At 61.5% G+C, this 15,006-nt stretch carries 17 protein-coding genes; 7 read left to right on the forward strand and 10 right to left on the reverse strand.

The features are described from left to right. Positions 1–12: 12 nt before the first annotated feature. Both IB248_RS14640 and gloB read right to left on the reverse strand, forming a co-directional pair. Positions 13–435 carry a cupin domain-containing protein gene (locus tag IB248_RS14640; RefSeq protein WP_018857772.1) on the reverse strand — a complete coding sequence of 141 codons (423 nt, stop codon included), beginning with the start codon at positions 433–435 and terminating at the stop codon, positions 13–15. After that, positions 435–1,205 (reverse strand): hydroxyacylglutathione hydrolase, encoded by a 771-nt coding sequence (gene gloB, locus IB248_RS14645; RefSeq protein WP_018857773.1) that lies wholly within the window; start codon positions 1,203–1,205, stop codon positions 435–437. Before gloB ends, IB248_RS14640 begins: the two co-directional genes overlap by 1 nt. A 54-nt stretch (positions 1,206–1,259) precedes the next feature. On the opposite strand from gloB, the gene IB248_RS14650 reads away from it, so the two are divergent. The 3 genes from IB248_RS14650 (at position 1,260) to IB248_RS14660 (ending at position 4,168) form a co-directional block, all read left to right on the forward strand. Next, complete coding sequence (locus IB248_RS14650) at positions 1,260–2,036, forward strand: class I SAM-dependent methyltransferase (protein ID WP_025661878.1); 777 nt, start codon at positions 1,260–1,262, stop codon at positions 2,034–2,036. A 96-nt stretch (positions 2,037–2,132) separates the two neighbouring features. Further along, a complete protein-coding gene (gene hisC / locus IB248_RS14655; protein WP_192241128.1) occupies positions 2,133–3,242 on the forward strand; it encodes a histidinol-phosphate transaminase in 1,110 nt (369 codons plus the stop codon). After that, the gene (locus tag IB248_RS14660; RefSeq protein WP_018857776.1) at positions 3,239–4,168 is read left to right on the forward strand and encodes a prephenate/arogenate dehydrogenase family protein; all 930 of its coding nucleotides are present in this window, start codon (positions 3,239–3,241) and stop codon (positions 4,166–4,168) included. Before hisC ends, IB248_RS14660 begins: the two co-directional genes overlap by 4 nt. Before the next feature lie 10 nt (positions 4,169–4,178). Here IB248_RS14660 and IB248_RS14665 read toward each other — a convergent pair whose 3' ends face one another. Continuing rightward, positions 4,179–5,174 (reverse strand): DUF2125 domain-containing protein, encoded by a 996-nt coding sequence (locus IB248_RS14665; RefSeq protein ID WP_018857777.1) that lies wholly within the window; start codon positions 5,172–5,174, stop codon positions 4,179–4,181. Between the two features lie 51 nt (positions 5,175–5,225). On the opposite strand from IB248_RS14665, the gene IB248_RS14670 reads away from it, so the two are divergent. Continuing rightward, positions 5,226–5,759, forward strand: coding sequence for a gamma-glutamylcyclotransferase (locus tag IB248_RS14670; protein WP_192241129.1), 534 nt, complete (start codon positions 5,226–5,228; stop codon positions 5,757–5,759). A gap of 2 nt (positions 5,760–5,761) precedes the next feature. Here IB248_RS14670 and IB248_RS14675 read toward each other — a convergent pair whose 3' ends face one another. From IB248_RS14675 to ftsE, 4 genes are all read right to left on the reverse strand, one after another. Beyond that, positions 5,762–6,559 (reverse strand): 1-acyl-sn-glycerol-3-phosphate acyltransferase, encoded by a 798-nt coding sequence (locus IB248_RS14675; protein WP_018857779.1) that lies wholly within the window; start codon positions 6,557–6,559, stop codon positions 5,762–5,764. Between the two features lie 84 nt (positions 6,560–6,643). After that, positions 6,644–7,351: a YdcF family protein gene (locus IB248_RS14680; protein ID WP_025661883.1), complete on the reverse strand. Its 708-nt coding sequence runs from the start codon at positions 7,349–7,351 to the stop codon at positions 6,644–6,646. Positions 7,352–7,420: 69 nt separating this feature from the next. Then, positions 7,421–8,368 carry an ABC transporter permease gene (locus IB248_RS14685; protein WP_245267959.1) on the reverse strand — a complete coding sequence of 316 codons (948 nt, stop codon included), beginning with the start codon at positions 8,366–8,368 and terminating at the stop codon, positions 7,421–7,423. 55 nt (positions 8,369–8,423) lie between these two features. Next, positions 8,424–9,083, reverse strand: coding sequence for a cell division ATP-binding protein FtsE (gene ftsE, locus IB248_RS14690; RefSeq protein WP_007528031.1), 660 nt, complete (start codon positions 9,081–9,083; stop codon positions 8,424–8,426). A 148-nt stretch (positions 9,084–9,231) separates the two neighbouring features. Here ftsE and IB248_RS14695 point away from each other — a divergent pair, with 148 nt between their 5' ends. From IB248_RS14695 to IB248_RS14705, 3 genes are all read left to right on the forward strand, one after another. Continuing rightward, positions 9,232–9,939 carry a hypothetical protein gene (locus tag IB248_RS14695; RefSeq protein WP_113161169.1) on the forward strand — a complete coding sequence of 236 codons (708 nt, stop codon included), beginning with the start codon at positions 9,232–9,234 and terminating at the stop codon, positions 9,937–9,939. A 75-nt stretch (positions 9,940–10,014) separates the two neighbouring features. Further along, positions 10,015–10,557 carry a hypoxanthine phosphoribosyltransferase gene (gene hpt, locus IB248_RS14700; protein WP_018857784.1) on the forward strand — a complete coding sequence of 181 codons (543 nt, stop codon included), beginning with the start codon at positions 10,015–10,017 and terminating at the stop codon, positions 10,555–10,557. 138 nt (positions 10,558–10,695) lie between these two features. Beyond that, a complete protein-coding gene (locus IB248_RS14705) occupies positions 10,696–11,055 on the forward strand; it encodes a response regulator (RefSeq protein WP_007789408.1) in 360 nt (119 codons plus the stop codon). Positions 11,056–11,082: 27 nt separating this feature from the next. Here IB248_RS14705 and IB248_RS14710 read toward each other — a convergent pair whose 3' ends face one another. The 3 genes from IB248_RS14710 to IB248_RS14720 all read right to left on the reverse strand — a co-directional run bounded on the left by IB248_RS14710 (position 11,083) and on the right by IB248_RS14720 (position 14,795). Beyond that, positions 11,083–11,532 carry a hypothetical protein gene (locus IB248_RS14710; RefSeq protein WP_018857786.1) on the reverse strand — a complete coding sequence of 150 codons (450 nt, stop codon included), beginning with the start codon at positions 11,530–11,532 and terminating at the stop codon, positions 11,083–11,085. Between the two features lie 169 nt (positions 11,533–11,701). Then, positions 11,702–12,034, reverse strand: coding sequence for a hypothetical protein (locus tag IB248_RS14715; protein ID WP_018857787.1), 333 nt, complete (start codon positions 12,032–12,034; stop codon positions 11,702–11,704). A 118-nt stretch (positions 12,035–12,152) separates the two neighbouring features. Then, positions 12,153–14,795, reverse strand: coding sequence for a TIGR02302 family protein (locus IB248_RS14720; protein ID WP_246733634.1), 2,643 nt, complete (start codon positions 14,793–14,795; stop codon positions 12,153–12,155). Positions 14,796–15,006 lie beyond the last annotated feature (211 nt).

The following is a 15,006-nucleotide window of genomic DNA, read 5'->3' on the forward strand; positions in this document are numbered from 1 at the left end:
CGCTGAAAGGCTCTAATCCGCCGGCTTCCAGTCCGGCGGTGCCATTTCGAAGGATGCGAATTCGAAGCCGGGCGCAACCGTGCATCCGACTAGCGTGTAATCGCCCGTTGTTTCGGCTGACTGCCACCAGTTGGCGGGAATGATCGCCTGCGGACGCTCGCCCTTGGGGATGTCAGTCCCAAGGATCAGCGTCTCGCTGCTGGTGCCATCCTCAGAGCAGTGAAGCGCAAGCGGAGCCCCGGCATAGTGGTGCCAGACTTCCGCCGCATCACGGACGCGGTGCCAGTGAGAACGCTGCCCCGCCTTCAGGAGATAGTAGATCGCCGTCGAGTGGCCGCGCGATCCCCCCTTGAGGTCTCGGAACGTCTGCACGTACCAACCGCCTTCGGGATGCGGCTGCATTCCAAGCTCGCGGATAATATCGTCCGGCGACATCAGAAATTGTCCTTGCGCCGGCGGATCTCCGCGAAGACTTCCTCGTTGCTCTTGTTCTCCATCAGCAGGTTGCGACGGATGGCCGGATCGGCGGCGCGCAGGAACGGGTTGGTCTCTTTTTCAAGCGCCAGCGTGGTCGGGATGGTGAACTTGTTCTCGGCCCGCAGAGCTTCGATTTCGGCCGCACGGACTACCAGTCGCTGGTTGTCCGGATCGATGGTGACCGCAAAACGTGCGTTCGACAGTGTGTATTCGTGGCCGAAGTAGATCGCGGTTTCGTCAGGCAGCACGGCAAGCTTCTGAAGCGAGTGCCACATATCGGCAGCCGGGCGCTCGAAAAGACGCCCGCAGCCGAGCGCAAATAGCGTATCGGCGGCAAAAAGCAGCTTGTCGTCGACGAAGTGGTAGCAGATATGCCCGGCCGTATGTCCGGGAGTCTCGATGACCTGTACCGTGTGATCGCCGAACAGGAATGTATCGCCATCGGCCATGGTCTTGTCGAGGCCGGGGATTGCCACCGCCTCGTTGATCGGGCCGATGATCTCGCAGCCATATTGTTCCTTGAGCGCGAGATTGCCTTCGACGTGGTCCGTATGGTGATGGGTTGTGAAGATATGCGAGATCGTCCAGCCGCGGCGGGACGCAGCCTTCTCCACTGCGCCTGCATCCGGAGCGTCGATCGATGCCGTCAGGCCGGTTTCAGGATCGTGCACCAACACACCGAAATTGTCGGAGCGGCAGAGAAAAACGTCTAAATCCAAAGGTTTCATAGTTTCAGGCAGCCTCTTTATCGCGGGTATATCGGGAATGTAGAGGGTCGCGCCTTGAAGTCCAACCGTGCACTGATAACATTTGCCTTGATGCACGCTGATATTGTCGACCTACGCCAGTTCTATCATTCCGACCTCGGGCGCATTGCCGAGCACTCGATCGCTATGGCCCTCTCGTCGCTTTGGGTGCGGCTACCGCAGGAGCGTCTCGTTGGCCTCGGCTACGTGGTTCCCTTCCTCGATCGCTTTCAACCCGACACGGAGCGAACCTTTGCCTTCATGCCGGCCGGGCAGGGGGCGGTGAACTGGCCGGTAGGCGCTCTTTCCTCGACCGCCCTGATCTTCGACGAGGAATTGCCACTGCCGGATTCCTCGATTGACCGGGTGCTGATGGTCCACTCCCTGGAATTCGCCGAAAGCCCGCGGGAAACCCTGAAGGAGCTGTGGCGCGTATTGGCGCCAGGCGGACGGCTGGTCATCGTCGTCCCGAACCGCCGCGGTGTTTGGGCGCGCATGGAACACACGCCGTTCGGCTCTGGACGCCCCTATTCGCGAGGGCAGCTGACGAGCCTTCTGCGCGAGACCAATTTCACGCCCGGCGCGACGGCGGAAGCATTGTTCTTTCCACCCTCGAAGCTGCGCACGATGATGAGCCTGCGCAGTGTCTTCGACCGCGTGGGACGCGCCTTATGGCCGGCATTCTCGGGCGTTATTATCGTCGAGGCGCAGAAGCGGCTCTATCAGGGCCTGCCGGTTGCCGCCCGCGCCTCGCGGCGCGTCTTCGTACCGGTTCTGGCGCCGCACGGCGTTCCAACGACGCGCAGTCGTTAGAGCCTAAAGCCGTGGCACTCGACAAGGGCGCCGTTCCGTTCTATTGCCACGGGGCAATTTCAGCCGAATTTTCCCGGTATTTCCAAGGTCGATCCCATGAGCGAAGAGAAGAGCAAGCCCGTTCCGCGTCCCGGTATTCTGGATATCGCAGCCTATGTGCCGGGCAAGGAACATGCGCCGGGCGTTGCCCGCGTCTACAAGCTCTCTTCCAATGAAACACCCCTTGGCGCGAGCCCGAAGGCGATCGAAGCTTTCCGCAATGCCGCCGGCAGTCTCGAGCGCTATCCTGATGGCCAGGCGACGGAACTTCGTGAGGCGATCGCGGCTGTGCATGGTCTGAACCCCGCCAACATCATGTGCGGCAATGGCTCGGACGAGTTGCTCGGCCTGCTTTGCCATGTCTATCTCGGGCCCGGCGACGAAGGCATCATCACCGAGCACGGCTTTCTCGTTTACAAGATCCAGATCATGGGCGCGGGTGCGACGTCTGTCGTCGTCAAGGAGAAGGATCAGACGGTCGACGTCGATGCCATTCTGGCGGCCGTTACGCCGAAGACCAAGATCGTCTTCATCGCCAATCCCGGCAATCCGACGGGTACCTATGTTGCGGTCAGCGAAATCCGCCGTCTTCAGGCATCCCTGCCGAAGCAGGTCGTTCTGGTGCTCGATGCCGCCTACGCGGAATATGTCCGCCGCAACGACTACGAGGCCGGCATCGAGATCGTTTCGTCGAATGCCAACGTCGTCATGACCCGTACCTTCTCCAAGGTCTATGGCCTGGCCGCGCTTCGCGTTGGCTGGATGTATGCGCCGGCAGACATCATCGATGCGGTCAATCGCGTCCGCGGCCCGTTCAACATGAACGCCGCAGCCATTGCCGCGGGCGCTGCAGCCATTCGCGACCAGGCGTTCACGCAGGAGGCCGCCTCCTTCAACCAGATGTGGATCGAGAAGCTGACGGGTGCGCTCGAGGCTCTCGGCCTCAAGGTGACGCCGTCGGTCGCCAACTTCGTGCTCATCCACTTCCCGGATGTCGATGGCAAGCGCGCGCCGGAAGCCGATGAGTTCCTGACCAGCCGCGGCTATATCCTGCGCGCTGTAAAGGGCTATGGCTTCCCGAACGCGCTGCGCATGAGCATCGGTCCGGAAGAGGCGAACCGTGGCGTCATCGAAGCGCTCGGCGAGTTCATGGGACGCAAGTCATGACGGTGCAGTTCGATCGCATTGCGCTGATCGGGATCGGCCTGATCGGCTCTTCGCTGGCCTATGATATCAGGCGGCTCGGTCTCTCAGGTGAGATCGTCGTCTCGACGCGCAGCGCCGAAACGCTGAAGCGAGCGGAGGAGTTGAGCCTGGGCGATCGCTATACGACCTCGTCGGCAGAGGCCGTCAAGGATGCGGACCTGGTGATCGTGTCGGTTCCCGTCGGCGCGTCGGAGAGCGTGGCGAAAGAAATCGCCGGCAGCCTGAAGCCCGGTGCCATCGTCACCGATGTCGGTTCGACCAAGGCATCCGTCATTGCCCAAATGCAGCCGCATATGCCGCCGCACGTGCATTTCATTCCCGGCCATCCTCTTGCCGGCACGGAGAAATCCGGCCCAGACGCCGGATTTCCCGGGCTCTTCGAAGGGCGCTGGTGCATCTTCACCCCGATCGCCGGAACCGACCAAGCGGCATTGAAAAAGTTGCGGCGGTTCTGGGAAACGCTCGGCTCCAAGGTCGACGAGATGGATCCCGAGCACCACGACAAGGTGCTCGCCATCGTCTCACACCTGCCCCACATCATCGCCTACAACATTGTCGGCACGGCGGATGATCTCGAGGCGGTGACGGAATCGGAAGTAATCAAGTATTCCGCGTCCGGCTTCCGCGACTTCACGCGTCTGGCCGCTTCCGATCCGACGATGTGGCGCGACGTCTGCCTGCACAACAAGGATGCGATCCTCGAAATGCTGGCGCGCTTCTCCGAGGACCTCGCTTATCTGCAGCGGGCCATTCGCTGGGGCGAGGGCGACAAGATCTTCGATCTGTTCACCCGCACGCGTGCCATCCGCCGTTCGATCATCCAGGCCGGCCAGGACGTCGATGCGCCGGACTTCGGCCGTCCGCATCCGCTCGAAAAGAAAGCCTGAAGGCTCTATTTCAGATCGGCGGGATCGATCCCAACGGAATGAAACCGCCGACCGTGGCATTGCCACGTGCTACAACGAGATCGACGGAAACCTTGTCGCCGCCGCCCGCCAAAGCTTTCAGCAGCTTGGCGGCAGTGTCGACCGTCTTGGCGATTTCAGGGAAGGTCTGCTTGACGCTGTCGCGCCAGGGGCCGAGCTGTTCGATCTCCAGCTTGAATTTGCCCGACAGATAGCCCTCCTCGTCGAAGGAGAAGGGGCCGCTCAGGGTCATGACCTTGCCGTCGCCGATGTCGGCCACGACCTTGCGCAGTTCGCCGCTGGCGCCGTAGAGGCCCTTTTGGTCGCTGCCGTCGATCATGCCGGCCTTGCCGGCCAGCGTCACGTCGGCGCTCGCCGAGAGCTTCGGGAATGCCGGCCAGTCCTTGATGGCGGTATTGGAATCCTTCAGCGAGATCGCGCCATCCAGGTCGCCGTTGTTCTGGCGAAGGTGGATCTCCGTGTGAGCAGCGTCGAAATTGATCGTCTGGCCGGTCTGGGAAGCCGCCGTCCCCTTGAGCCCGTCGATGATGGTGGAGGAGCGGTCGATGCCCTTTAGCTTGGTGATCAGGCTGGATTGCAGGTTTGCCCATTCGGCATTGAGCGTCAGGCCGTGGGCGGTGCGGATCTCGGCGGGCGAGTCGAGTTCCCAAACGATATGCCCTGGAGCATAGACCTGGGCTGCGGAGCGCAGCTCGCCAAAACTCGCCGACACGCCGTTGACGTTGTCATCGACATCGACCTTCGAGCAGAACAGGCCGATCCGGAACGGATAGCCGCGGAAGTCGATATCGGCGCATTCGGCGGTGACGCCTGCGGTGTTGCCCGGCGCGATCGCCTTCAGCACCGTCGTTTTCAGCTGCGCGGCGGCATAGAACCAGCCACTCGTATAAAGCGCGATCACCAGGAGGAGGATGCAGCCGAGCCACCAGAATTTTCTGCCGCTGCGGGATGGGCTTGACGCTGCCATGATGTTCTCCAAAGGTGACGCGCGAGTGGGAATGTGGGTCTGGCGTGCGATATGGACGAATTTTGGGTGTTTGGCTACGGATCACTGATGTGGAATCCGGGCTTCGAATTTTTGGAGCGTTCTCAGGCGCTTGTCTATGGCTATAGACGGTCGCTCTGCGTGCATTCCTGGGTGCATCGCGGCACGCAGCAGAAACCGGGCCTCGTGCTCGGCCTTGATCGTGGTGGTTCCTGCCGTGGAATGGCCTTTCGGATCGCGCCGGATCAGTGGGGCGAGACAATCGACTATCTGAGGGAGCGCGAGCTCGTAACCAACGTCTATCTTGAGCGTTGCCTGCCCCTCCAGTTGGCGGACGGCCGGAGCAGCAAGGCGGTCGCCTACGTCGTCGATCGAGCGCATACGCAATATGCCGGTGGGCTCGACGCGATCGCGGCGGCGCACGTTGTCCACGGTGCGGAGGGCCGATCAGGGCCGAACGACGCCTATGTCTTCAATACGCTGGCACACCTGCGGGAAATGGGCATTCGCGACCACTGGCTGGAGCAGGTGGTCAGCGAAGTGGAACGACTAAGAAACGCGGCCTGAGTTCAGGCCGTCGTTGCCTTCGCTTTCTGCAATTCCGCGAGCCGACGAGCGGCGGTCGGCGGGAGCGGCAGGTTCGGGTTGCGCTTGACCGTGTCGACCAGCAGTTCATCGCTCGCCTTCTCGGTCACCTCGATCAGATGCGCGAAAAAGGCATCGGGGTCCATGCCGGGTTGGATTGGCGGCAGGATCCGCACCTTGAAGTGACCGGGGTAGCGCAACGTGCTGCGGCGCGGCCAGAACAGGCCGGGGTGCATGGCGACCGGCACGACCGGTAGCTGCAGGTCGCGGTACATGCGGGCGATGCCGTATTTGTAGAGCGGTTCGGCACCGGGCGGGCGGCGCGTGCCTTCGGGGTAAATGATCAGCTGGCGGCCGGTTGCCAGCTCTTCCTTGGTTCGCCTCAACGCCTCGACCATCACCTTGCCGCGGGCGCCGCGATTGACCGGGATCATCCGCTGCTTCTTGGCATACCAACCGAAGAGCGGGATCCACATCAGCTCTCGCTTCAGAATGTAGACCGGATCCTTGAGCCACGGCAGCAGGGCATAGGTATCCCAGAACGACTGATGCTTCGGCGCCAGGATATAGCCGCCATCGGGCAGATTCTCCATGCCCTCGATCTCGAAGGTCGTGCCGACGATCTTCTCCATCAGCCAGTGGCTCGACAGTGCCCAGTTCTTCGGTATGCGGTAGGCGTCCTTGCGTGGCGCGACGAAATAATAGGGGGAGAGCACGATCATGCGAACGATGAGGTTGGCGTAGAAGATCGTGTTGAAGAGAACGGAACGCAGGGCGATCATAAATTTTCCCGAGGCCAATGTCCGCAAGAGGCGGTTGCGCCCTCCTACACGATATTGGCGTTCAGAAAAAGGTTTCCCTCGGCTTTAGCCGGAGACGCCTGCCGAGCGGAGCCCAGGGTGCCGGCCAAGTCCCGTCAGATTGCGCGCGCCGGCGAAGAGCACTTTCGCATATTCGGCGAGCATGACCCGGACGGCGTTGGGATCGGTGAACCAGTCGCTGGTCTTCAGGTCCGTGTTCACAACGGGGTAGGGAATGAACTGCGTTTCGGCGTCGACATAAGCGAGTTCCGCCAGGCTGCGCGGCATGTGGTAGTTGTTGGTGACGACGAGGACGCTCTTGTAGCCGCGCTGGTGGATCCAGTTCGATGCTTCCTGGGCATTGCCGATCGTGTCGAGTGCGTCGTAGCCGACGTCGACGCAGCATGTGAAAAGTTCCGGCGAGGCCTGGGTCATCCTGCGGATCTGCTTCGGCGTGGTTGTCGGATGCACGCCCGAAATCAGCAGGCGTTTTCCGGCGCCTTTCTGCAGCAGTTCGACGGCCTGGTCGATTCGCTGGTAGCCACCCGTCAGAACGACGATTGCGTCTGCCCGTGGGTCAAGCGGAGGTTTCAGGGTAGTGACGGAATCGGCAAAGCGCAGGAACCCACCAAAAATCAGGGCGATGGCAAGGATGGAGGCCATGCCGCCCCAGCGCAGCATGCGTCGCACGGGGCCGCGAACAGGTCGCCCGTCGGAGCGAAGAAGCTCCGCTCCAGGGCGAATCGGGGTGCGCGGAATGTGTCCCATGCTCATGAATCGGAAAAATATATGCAGATTGCGGCGGCGAACAGACGCTTTCATGGCAAAAAAGGCATGACAAGCTTAATTCACGAGCCCATCCGCCCGTGTCGGGTCGGAACGCAACGTATCGATCTCGTAAATCGTCCGCATCACCGTCAGCCGTGCCGTGAAGGTCGTCAGCAGGGCGATGACGATCATGGTCGCAAAGATGCCGAGATAGCCAAGCGCGCCGACCGAGAACGTGCCAAAGAGCGCGGTGGCCTGGTCCGTCTGCGGCGTCGCCAAGGTCCGGCTCTGCAAGAAGCCGGCGGTGAGGAAGAACAGCGCTGCAAGGGCGCTCCCAACCGCCGATCCCTTCAGGCTGATCTTCAGGAAGTGCTTCTGAAACTCGTTGGCGACGAAAGAGCTTTCGGCGCCAACGAAATGCAGCACCTCGACGATATGGCGGTTGCCAGAGAGAGCTCCTCGGGTTGCGAAAACGACTGTCAGTACCATGGCCGAGAAGACAAGCAGCAGGATGCCGGTGCCGATCATGACCGTCGTGTGGGCCATCGACACCAGACGGTCGACCCAGGTGCGGTGATCGTCGAGCGAAGCCTGCGGAATGCTCCCCTTGAGCAGGGAGCGCATTGCCTCGAAATCGGGCGGGTTGCTTTCGTCGATGGTGATAATGACAAGCCGCGGGACCGGAAGTTCCTTGATGTCGAGCCCTGTGCCGAGCCAGGGTTCGAGTAGGCGGGCGGTTGCCGCTTCGTCGACGATCTGACCGTCCTTGGTGCCGACGAATGTCAGAGCGAGATCGCGCGCCTGCGCCAGCGTCTTTTCCATGTCCAAGCCCTCATCGGGCCTGATCTGGATGGTGATCTCGCGGGAAATCTGGCTCTCCCAGCTCGCCGCTGTGGAACGCACCATGCTGACGCCGCCGAGCGTCAGGCAGGCGAGAAAGGCCATGATGGCGATCACCACCATTAGCGCATTGCCCTGAATGTTGGCAGACGGCAGGATCGGCGCCGTCGGCCGCACCTTCATCTCCGGCCGCTTCTGACCTTTCGGGGCGGCCTCCGCCGGCGGTTTGGGCGCTGCTTTAGTCATGGATATCAAGGTGCCCTTCCGAGAGTATCATGCGGCGGGCTTCAACCTGGTCCATCAGGGCCAGATCGTGGGTGGCGATCACAACGGCCGTTCCGAGACGGTTAAGCTCAAGGAAGAGATTGAGCAGACGGCGGGCCATCGGCGGGTCGACGTTGGCGGTCGGCTCGTCGGCAAGCAGGATCTCGGGACGGTCGATCAAGGCCCGCGCGATCGCGGCGCGCTGCTTTTCGCCGCCCGATAGCACCGGCGGCAGAACGTTGATGCGCTCGCCGAGACCGACCCACTTCAGAAGTTCCAGCACGTCGGTCTTGTAGGAACTCTCGTCCTTGCCACGAACGCGCAGCGGGAGGGCCACGTTCTCATAGGTCGTCAAGTGGTCGAGGAGCCGGAATTCCTGGAAGATGATGCCGACGCGGCGCCGCAGCAGCGGCAGCTCGGGCCGCGGGATATCGGAAATGTCGCGTCCGAACATGCGGATCAGCCCGCGGGTTGGCTGCAGCGATAGAAACAGCAGCCTGAGCAAGGTGGTCTTGCCGGCGCCCGAGGGGCCGGTCAGGAACTGAAACGATTTCTTCGGAATGTCGAACGTCAGGTCCCGGAGAATTTCCGGGCCCATCCCATAGCGCAAACCGACATTTTCGAAGTGGATCAACGATAGATCAGTCTTTTGTTTGTTCACCGCACGACTTGTTAACCAACAGCATTAACAACCAGTAAATTTATCGGAAAGACGCCGCTTTGATGGCGATCTTTGCGAAGCATTAACCATTAAAATTTACGACTGAGGAGGATTCGTTTCAATGCCGGATTTCCGTCCGGCTCGAAACCATGTGGACACCGGAAAGGCCGTCATCATGACCTCCTCCTCGTTCAGACGCCAGGCGCCCGGCCGCAGCTATGATTTTCTGCCGCCCGAGCCGATCAAGCGCGAGGCCCGCCGAGCCCGCCCAGCCGATGTGGCCGATGCCGAATTCGTAGTGATCAACAACCGCTCCCAGGCCTTTGATGCCCGGAGCTTCACTGGCAATCGCCGACGTCCCCCGGCGCCTTCGATGCTCCGGCCGACGTCCCCGCGAGCTTCGATGGAATCATTCGTCCGAGCGGGCGAAGCCTGGCTGCAGCAGGCATCGGTCAAGACTTTCGCCGCCCTGGTGGTCGCGCTTTCGGTGCTGGTGTTTGGTCTCGTCGGTGGCTTCTCCGGCCTCTCTGAAAGCGACGCTGCACCGGCAGAGGCACCGCTGCATTTCTCGCATGTCACGATCACGCCCCGCGAGGCAAACGGGATGCAGGTGTTGCTGATCAACGGCATCATCGACAACCAGAGCGGCACGACGCAGATCGTTCGCCCCATCCGCGCCAACTTTTTTGCCGGCGAGCAGTTGACCGCAAGCATCGTCATCAACCCGCCGGTGGATGTCATCTACGCAGGTCAAAGCCGCGGATTTTCTACGAGAGTCCAATACACCGGTGGAAAAATGCCGGAAGTCCGGCTTTCGTTCATGCCCTGAAGGGCTCTAAAGGGGTGTTTCATCGCGCCGTTTGTGGTAACGGCTTGTGCTTCTATTCATGGAGCAAGCCTGCTTATGCCCGTCGTGCGCGGAAAAAACATCGAGCCACTCTTCACAGCCGAGCAGATTGCCGAACGCAATCATGCCATGGCGAAGCAGATTGCATCGGGACCGACGAAGGACCTGCTGGTTATTGCGGTGCTGAAAGGCTCGTTCATCTTTGCCGCGGACCTCATCCGCGCGCTGCATGACAGCGGCCTCGCGCCCGAGGTCGAGTTCATCACTCTCTCGAGCTACGGCACCGGCACGGTCTCGCAAGGCGTGCGGATCGTCAAGGATATCGACAGCGACGTGAAGGATCGCGACGTTCTTCTGATCGACGATATTCTGGAATCCGGCCGTACGCTGCTGTTTGCCAAGGAACTGCTCTACGAGCGCGGCGCCCGCAACGTCACCATCGCCGTGCTCCTCGACAAGAGCGTCAAGCGCAAGGAAAAGCTCGAGGCCGACTATGTCGGTTTCGAATGCCCCGACTATTTCGTCGTCGGCTACGGCATGGATGTCGCCTACGCCTTCCGCGAACTCCCATTTGTCGGCGTCGTCACCGGCGACGCCTAGGGATCACGACCTGACCCTGAATGTGCCACGATGAGACGGGTTGTTAACCATCCCGTCCATCCCTTCCTGCCGTTTACCGATCGCAAAGGAAACTCGTGTGATTTCCGTTGCGGGGCATGAAACGGAGTGATGCACACCATGGCAAAAATTCTGATTACGGAAGACGAGGACTCCCTACGCTCTTTCGTAGCCCGCGCTTTGCGTCTTGACGGTCATGAGACCGAAGAAGCCGCTGACGGTGCGGAGGGACTGGAAAAACTCAGAGACGGCGTCTACGACCTGCTGCTCTCGGATATCCGCATGCCTGTGATGGACGGCATCGAACTGGCGCATCAGGCAAAATCCGCCTTCCCGGCACTGAAGATCCTGCTGATGACTGGCTACGCGGAACAGCGCGAACGCGCGGACGACTTGGCGGAGAAGATCGTCGATGTCGTCTCGAAGCCCTTTGCCTTGCCCGATATCCGCAAGGCTGTCGCGCGTGCGTTGGCCGCCTGAGGCGGCTAACGGCATGATCTCGACTATTCAGCCCTCATCGGGGATGAATTTGCCTTCATAGCGGACGCGAAAATTGCGTCGCTGGAAGTCCTGCTGGAAACATACAAAGATCAGTTCGATATCGGCCAGGCTGTCGCGCTTGTGGAGCAGGCTGAGCGTCACGACGATGACGCCGGCATAGCCGCGCGTCAGCCTAAACGCCGCGTTGCGGATGGCGTTGGCTTCGGCGTCCTGCCGGTCGTCGCGCCGCTCGTAGATCACCCAGAAGCGGCAGATATCCCAGGTCGAACGGAGAATTTCCGTGATTTCCGCCTGGAACTGCTCGGCATGCATGCCGGGTGACCAAGGGAGAGTCTTCTCGCCTTCGTCAGCCACGACGTTTAGGTAGCCATCGTATTCGCCGGTACGGGAGAGCGCATTCTCGATCAACTCGAATGCCGCGTTTTCACCGATTACGGTCTTGAAAAGAATTGCCATCGAATCGCTATAGTTATTCAGCTGCAGCGTGACAAGACGAAGCTTTCGCCAGGCGGGACTCGCCTCGGTGGCGGAACTTGAAGTTTGTCATCCAGTCACGCACAGATCGTGCCTTCGCCGCGCCACATGGAGACGATGGCCTCGTTGGCAAGATCCAACCCGTAGCTTCTCAATAGTCGGGGCAGGCGGGATTTATGGTCGTTCCGCTGTTTCCGCCCTGCGTCTGCAGCGTGCCGGGAATCGGCCTCGGCGGACAGTTGACGGGTTGCCGTGCCCTGGAGCGGCTGGACGAAATGCTCCCCGTTGTCTCCATGCTGTAGGGAGCCGGTCGGTAGCTGTTCGATCCGCCCCAGCTTCGGCTCGATTCGTAGCCGTCGGCAGCAAGGGTCCTGCCGCCGCTGTTGGTCGTTGCGAAACCACCAATATCCATTGCACTTGCCGTGCTTGCAGCCATGCCGAATCCAAGAGCGACAGCTGCGATCAGCTTCCATTCCGTTTTCATGGAAATACCCTCAACTCGTGCCCAAACGACGCGCGATCTGCGTCAAAATAGACATAGGGGGTGCTGGCGTGGAGGTGGCGAATCTCACGCTATTGTGACCTGAATTGGCACAGCCGAGCTATTGAATGTCCAGAAGCCGTTCCAGGTAGCGCCGTTCGATTTCCTGCGGCGGGTTGTTGCCGAGCTTCTCGCGAATGGCATCCAGGATTTCGCGGGCGCGCTGCACGTCGATCTCGTCCGGGACCTTCACCTGATCGCCGAAATCGGGGCCTTCGGCGCGGCGTGGACGTCCAAGCGGGTCGCGGCCGTTCTGATTGCCTTGCCCGACCTGGCCCTGCTGGCCTTGTCCCTGTTGGCCCTGCATGGCCTGCATCATCTGGTTCATCATGTCGCGCGCGCCCTGACGGAGCGCCTCGAGCGCGCGTCCCTGGCCCTGGATGGCCGGTTCGCCGTGACCCTGACCGAGTTCGCGTCCGGCGCCTTCCATTTCGCGCTGGGCCTGGCCGAAGCCCGGACCGGGCTTGATGCCCATGTCGCCGAGACCCTTCTGCAGCTCGCCAAGCTGGTTGCCAAGTTCGTCCTGGCGCGAACGCAGCTGCTTCAAGGCTTCGCGCAGCTGCTCAGCCGTCATCTGGTCGGAAGGCGACTGGCCCTGCTGGTTCTGGCTCTGCTGTTGGTTCTGGTTCGGGTCCTGACTCTGGTCTTGCTGTCCCTGTTGTTGATCCTGCTGCATGCCGTCATTGTCCATCGGCATCTCGTCCAGCAGCGGATCGTTCATCCCCATGTTCGGATCGCCGCGCTGCATGCGATCCTTCAACTGCTGGTCCAGCTTGAAGGTCTCTTCCATCAGCTTCTGCTGGTCACGCAGGATCTGGCCAAGCTTGTCCATCTGCTGGCGCATCTGGCTGTTGTCCTGACCCTGCTGCCCCTGCTGTGGCCTGCCGGCCTGCAGGTTGTTCATCATTCGCTGCAGCTCGGAGAGCATCTGCTGGGCAGCGTCGCGGTTGCCGGAGCGCGCCAGATTCTCGATCTGGTCCATCATCCGCTCCAGATCCTGCTGGCGAAGGATGTTCTGAGCATTCTGGTTCGGCTGCATCGGCGCATTCTGCATGCGCTGCGCAAGCTCCTTCATGTAGTCCTGCATCGCCTTGCGCAGCTCGTCCATGAGCTTCTTGATCTCGGCATCAGGGGCGTTGCGCTGGAGAGCGTCGGCCAGGTTCTGCTGGGCGTTGCGCAGATTGCGTTCTGCCTGCGACAGATCGCCATCCTCCATGCCTACAGCGATATCCCAGAGGTGGTCGGCGGTATCCTTCAGCGCCTCCTCGCCCTTGGCGAGCTTCATCCGCGTCAGAGCGGATTGCAGCAGCAGGTAGTTGGTCAGCTTCGGGATCGTCTCTTCCGGGCGCAGCGTCAGCGCCTCGTTCAGCGTGATCGCTTCCAGCATCTTGCGCGTGTCGAGCGAAAAGACCTGCCGCTCTTCGGCGACGGCGGCGGCCAGCGGCTCGTGGAACGGGCGGGCCGGCATCGTCATCTCGTAGGGCGAGCTGCGACCCGTCTGGCCGGCGGCGTCCTTGGCAATAAGGGTGATGCGGACCCGCTTGCCCGACAGCGGATGCTCGGTCAGGTTCTTGCTGGTCAATCCCTTGGAGTCACGCGAATTGCGGCGGGGGATCTCCAGGCGGAAGTCCGGCAGCGGATAAAGCGGCGTTGCGGCCGGGTCGGAGTCGACAGGAACGATCTCCGCGCGCGCTTCCTGCACGCCGTAATCGTCCTTGACCGTGAAGCCGATTTCGAGAGCGCCGTTGACGGTCGGCTTCGGTATTCCATTGAAGGCGATCTCGGGCGCCTTGTCAGGAATAACGTCGAAGCTCCACGCGCGACCGTTGACCTCGAGCCTGCCGTTTTCCTCGAGCTTCATCAGATGCGTCGTGGCGGACAGCGCGGGATTGATGGGAGCCGTGCCGTCGGCCTGCTGAGTGGCCACTGGCGTAACAGGGGGCTTGGCGGCTTCCTGAGGCGTGATGTCCTCGGCCTCGCCATTCTCGTGCCGGAAGACAACCTTCTCCGCCGTCTTTCCGCCGCTGACGCGGACCGTCAGGCTCGAGAGTTCGGGGACGCGGATCGCCGTCTGCTCGGTACCGTTTGCCGTCAGATAGATCGGCGCGCGACCGGTGTAGGAGGGGGGCGTGACCCAGGCGTCGATACGCACGGCAGGATCAACTGCCTGCGGCGCGGGCCGCGGCTGCAGCGCATCCGAGATCGAACCGCCGCTCGTCGATAGCGAATAGGCGAAAGCCATTACCACAAGCAATGCCGGGATGGCACGCAAGGCCAGCCGGTCGTGGGAGGCGATGTCGGGGCGTGGGAAGCCGGTATCGAGCGCCGCGATCTTCTCCGCCATCCGCGTCTGATGTTCGCGCCAAAGGGCGCGGGCGAAAGGCGTGTCGGTGGCGGGTTCGTCTTCCTGAACGGCAACAGGCTGATGCTGCAGGCCGTTGCGCTGCTCGAGCAACCGATCGGCAGCAGCCACATCGGGCCAATGAAGCCGGCGCAGCGGAAGGAGGGTGACGAGGGTGGCAACCGCAAAAATGATCAGTAGCGCCACGCGAATCCATTCGGGCGCGTAGCGGAAGACACCGAACCAAGACGCTGTGAGGTAGAGCGCCACAACCGACAGAATCGGCAGCAGGAGAGGTAGGATCTGTTCGAAGAGCAGGACCAGGCGCGCCAGAAAGCGCTTGGCCGCGACCAGGCGCGCCAAGGAAGGCCTCAGGGCAAATGCTCCGGTTTTCTCCTTGCTGGAGCTCTTGTTCAATCCGTTCTCCGCGCGCTGGCGTTCAAAGCAGGAGGGCGTTTCCGGCGATTGCCGGGGCAATTCGCTCTCGATCAAGGATAGCATTCTTTGTGGCGAAGGCGAGGGCAAGCCCCAGCCAATGCCGGTTTTTCACGGTTCTTCGCCAAAAAGTGATGCC

Origin of the sequence: Rhizobium sp. RHZ01 (genome assembly GCF_014851595.1) — a bacterium.
GTDB lineage: Bacteria > Pseudomonadota > Alphaproteobacteria > Rhizobiales > Rhizobiaceae > Rhizobium > Rhizobium altiplani.

What these genes read in the sequence shown, in the direction of transcription:
- hisC (WP_192241128.1), top strand. Translation starts at nt 2,133, where the DNA reads ATGAGCGAAGAGAAGAGCAAGCCCGTTCCGCGTCCCGGTATTCTGGAT.
- IB248_RS14640 (WP_018857772.1), bottom strand. Translation starts at nt 435, where the DNA reads ATGTCGCCGGACGATATTATCCGCGAGCTTGGAATGCAGCCGCATCCC.
- IB248_RS14680 (WP_025661883.1), bottom strand. Translation starts at nt 7,351, where the DNA reads ATGAGCATGGGACACATTCCGCGCACCCCGATTCGCCCTGGAGCGGAG.
- IB248_RS14715 (WP_018857787.1), bottom strand. Translation starts at nt 12,034, where the DNA reads ATGAAAACGGAATGGAAGCTGATCGCAGCTGTCGCTCTTGGATTCGGC.
- hpt (WP_018857784.1), top strand. Translation starts at nt 10,015, where the DNA reads ATGCCCGTCGTGCGCGGAAAAAACATCGAGCCACTCTTCACAGCCGAG.
- IB248_RS14710 (WP_018857786.1), bottom strand. Translation starts at nt 11,532, where the DNA reads ATGGCAATTCTTTTCAAGACCGTAATCGGTGAAAACGCGGCATTCGAG.
- gloB (WP_018857773.1), bottom strand. Translation starts at nt 1,205, where the DNA reads ATGAAACCTTTGGATTTAGACGTTTTTCTCTGCCGCTCCGACAATTTC.
- IB248_RS14695 (WP_113161169.1), top strand. Translation starts at nt 9,232, where the DNA reads ATGCCGGATTTCCGTCCGGCTCGAAACCATGTGGACACCGGAAAGGCC.
- IB248_RS14685 (WP_245267959.1), bottom strand. Translation starts at nt 8,368, where the DNA reads ATGAAGGTGCGGCCGACGGCGCCGATCCTGCCGTCTGCCAACATTCAG.
- IB248_RS14705 (WP_007789408.1), top strand. Translation starts at nt 10,696, where the DNA reads ATGGCAAAAATTCTGATTACGGAAGACGAGGACTCCCTACGCTCTTTC.
- IB248_RS14670 (WP_192241129.1), top strand. Translation starts at nt 5,226, where the DNA reads ATGGACGAATTTTGGGTGTTTGGCTACGGATCACTGATGTGGAATCCG.
- IB248_RS14675 (WP_018857779.1), bottom strand. Translation starts at nt 6,559, where the DNA reads ATGATCGCCCTGCGTTCCGTTCTCTTCAACACGATCTTCTACGCCAAC.
- IB248_RS14660 (WP_018857776.1), top strand. Translation starts at nt 3,239, where the DNA reads ATGACGGTGCAGTTCGATCGCATTGCGCTGATCGGGATCGGCCTGATC.
- IB248_RS14665 (WP_018857777.1), bottom strand. Translation starts at nt 5,174, where the DNA reads ATGGCAGCGTCAAGCCCATCCCGCAGCGGCAGAAAATTCTGGTGGCTC.